Source organism: Streptomyces sp. NPDC057623, from assembly GCF_042800355.1.
Lineage (GTDB): Bacteria > Actinomycetota > Actinomycetes > Streptomycetales > Streptomycetaceae > Streptomyces.
Genome location: NZ_JBHVGZ010000021.1, coordinates 140,862 through 143,536 on the forward strand (window position 1 = coordinate 140,862; position 2,675 = coordinate 143,536).

General features: G+C 60.8%; 2 protein-coding genes and 1 pseudogene. 2 read left to right on the plus strand and 1 reads right to left on the minus strand.

What is annotated here, in order from left to right:
* Positions 1-103: 103 nt before the first annotated feature.
* On the minus strand, positions 104-1,126 hold the full coding sequence (locus ACFU95_RS22695; protein ID WP_383830446.1) for a restriction endonuclease: 1,023 nt from the start codon (positions 1,124-1,126) through the stop codon (positions 104-106).
* 483 nt (positions 1,127-1,609) lie between these two features.
* Here ACFU95_RS22695 and ACFU95_RS22700 point away from each other — a divergent pair, with 483 nt between their 5' ends.
* Together ACFU95_RS22700 and ACFU95_RS22705 are read left to right on the plus strand one after the other, a co-directional pair.
* The gene (locus ACFU95_RS22700; protein WP_383830449.1) at positions 1,610-2,020 is read left to right on the plus strand and encodes a DUF397 domain-containing protein; all 411 of its coding nucleotides are present in this window, start codon (positions 1,610-1,612) and stop codon (positions 2,018-2,020) included.
* Between the two features lie 498 nt (positions 2,021-2,518).
* Positions 2,519-2,675: pseudogene (locus ACFU95_RS22705) on the plus strand (IS5/IS1182 family transposase); the annotation flags it as partial.

Genomic DNA, 2,675 nt, shown 5'->3' on the forward strand with positions numbered 1-2,675 from the left:
GACAGCGGGCGGGCGCCCTCTTGGAGGGTCCCTGTCTGTGAGAGTGAGGGGACCGGAAAGAAAAACCTTGCTTTGGCGCCTGCAACCCTCCGCCATGCTCCGCCTATCGCAGCGCTTTGAGACGCGCTCCTGAGCTCCACGCCTCCAACTCGTCACGATTCACGGTGATGACTCCGCTCAGGTCGGCGATCGCTTGGGCCTCGCTACTGAATTTGCACGTGGCGACGAACAGCGCGATATCCACCTGGCCGATGGCACGTGCCGCTCCAGCGAATTTCTGCATCTCGGCGCTTGGGACGGACACACGACCGGTCCGGTTCTTGCACTGGACGGCCAAGGTACGGCCGTCGGCCGCGTGTCCGGTGATGTCGATGCCCCGGTCGGTGCGGGCCTGCCGTACGACGACGTCCGTGCAGCCGTCCCGGCGCAGCAGATCGGCGACGTGACGCTCGAACGCCTGCCACGTCATGGCTGCGATGGATGCCCTGACCTGATCCCTCGGAGCATCTCCTTCCAGGGTGCTGATCCGCCGGTGATGCCAGCACAGCCTCCGTTCGACGCTCTCGATGTCCTCGCGGAGTTCGATGAGTTCGCGGTGGTGTTGGCCGGCGGTGGCGATCAGGGCGTTGAACAGGGGGACGACGGTCTTGCCGAGGATGTGGGTGATGAGTTGGTCGGTGCGGTCGTCAAGGGTGGTGATGTCGGTCGGGAGAGGGTTTTCCACAGGCTGTGTGCGGGCCGCGTACTCCATGTCGAGGAGGTACACGCGCACCTGACGTGCGACTTTGCTGTCTCGGAGAAGCATGGCGACGTTGAGCACGGCCCGGCGGGAGAAGAGGGCCAGGGATCGTGTCCGTGACCGGATGCCACTGAGTTGCTTGAAGTCACTCAGTTCTGGGCCTGACAGAACTCGATACCCGTTCGATTCCAGCTCAGCTCGATGGTCGTGCACGAGGGCCCGGACCGCCTCCACGGTGACGCTGAAGTACATTGCCACCATCGCCGTCGTCACATGCATCCCGTCCGGCAGCAGCGACAGCGCCTTGACTCTGTCGAGCACATCGGTTCGTTGCAGCACGCTGTCGCGCAGGCTTTTGGACTCCAGTAGCGCCGAGTCGTTGATCACGTTCTGCCCTTCCGCTGGGGGTGTGGCTGTACGGCCGGGGCAGAGGGCTGATTCCCCACCCCACCGGATCAACGAGTCGGGCTATATGAAGACACGATCGGCATGCGCATTGGTGTGCGACAGGGAGGAAAACAGAAATACAGAGGCGGACTACTGCAACGCTCCGATGACGTGCACGCCGTTGTACGTGATCGGCTGTCGCTCCGAAGCCCGGTCTCCACGGCGTCCTGTGCAGTTGCCTCAGATGGCTCGGCTGCAGCGGCAGTCCCACGTGCGGGATTCGCCTACCAGCGTCCGTGAACCTGACGTTCGCCATGCGGCTGGTTACTGTGCATCGCTCGAGAGGGAGTTGACGCAAGCAAAGTTCTCCTTGGGGAACATGAGGCAGGCTCGACGCTTCAACCGTCCTTAGCGGCGGACCTTCGGCGACAGCCTCACGTTTCACCCGAGGGCAATAAGCAGGCTCTCAGGAGGACAGGAAGAATGAGCAAGAACCGGGAAGCCGCCCCTGCCTTCAAGAATTCGTCAGCGTCGCAGGGGGCGAACATGGACTGTATAGAGGGGGCACACACAGCTGTCGGCGGTCGCGGGATACGAGACAGTAAGGACCCTAATGGGCCATTCCTTCTCTTCGATCCCACCGAGTGGAAGGCGTTCACCACTGGCGTCAAGGGCGCGGCAATCCGATGGCTGAGGGCGCCCGCACCGGACGAGCAAGAAGGGTCCGCCAGCAAGCTGACGGACCCTCATGAACGATCGAGACTAGGCCCGACCGTTGCGCATCTGAGAACCTCCGCGGGCCCCAGATCTTTACATCAGAAGTTTCTCACTTTGTGCGCTACATCTCGGCTACCGTTCCACTGCCCAGCTGGTGCAGCTTCTGACGATCCTTGAGCCTTCCATTACTGCTGCTTGTATGCCGATGTGACTTAGTCCGCTTTGCCCAGTGGATGCGTGGGTGGTCCACGTGCCGGTCGTGTGTAGGCCGCCGTAGTGGTGACGCCAGGTCCAGTACTTGATGGGGCCGCTGAATGTTTCCTTTGAAATGAATCGTACGGCTACATGGTGCTCATCTGAGGCGTAGTCAGTTACCTTCAGTTCCATGTCGGTGTAATTATGTGTCCAATTATCGAAATACCCCCGTCCGTTAACTCCAGGATTTGCAGTGCAGGCCGCAGATGCCTCATAGGTGAGAGCCTGTGCATTTCCCGATGTTGCGGAAAATATTGCAACCGCCGACGCTCCCGCAATGGAAAGGCGTCTCCACTTGTTCCTCATGGGGTGGATTTTACTATGTTTATATTAATATCGTCTAGCGGTGTTTGCGTTTCGTCTCGTTTGGCTGGATCTAAAGCGCGTTGCAGAAGGCCGTGATCTGGGCATTTCCCTTGTATGCGTGGGGTGTTGAGGGCTGAGTCGTTGTGGGTGGAGACGTTCACGGGGCTACGCATGACGCAGTTCGAGCGGTTGTTGAAGGTGGTGCGGGAGCGGGGTGGCGATGGGCCGCGGATCGGACGGCCGTGGTGTCTGCCGCTTGCCGACCGGGTGC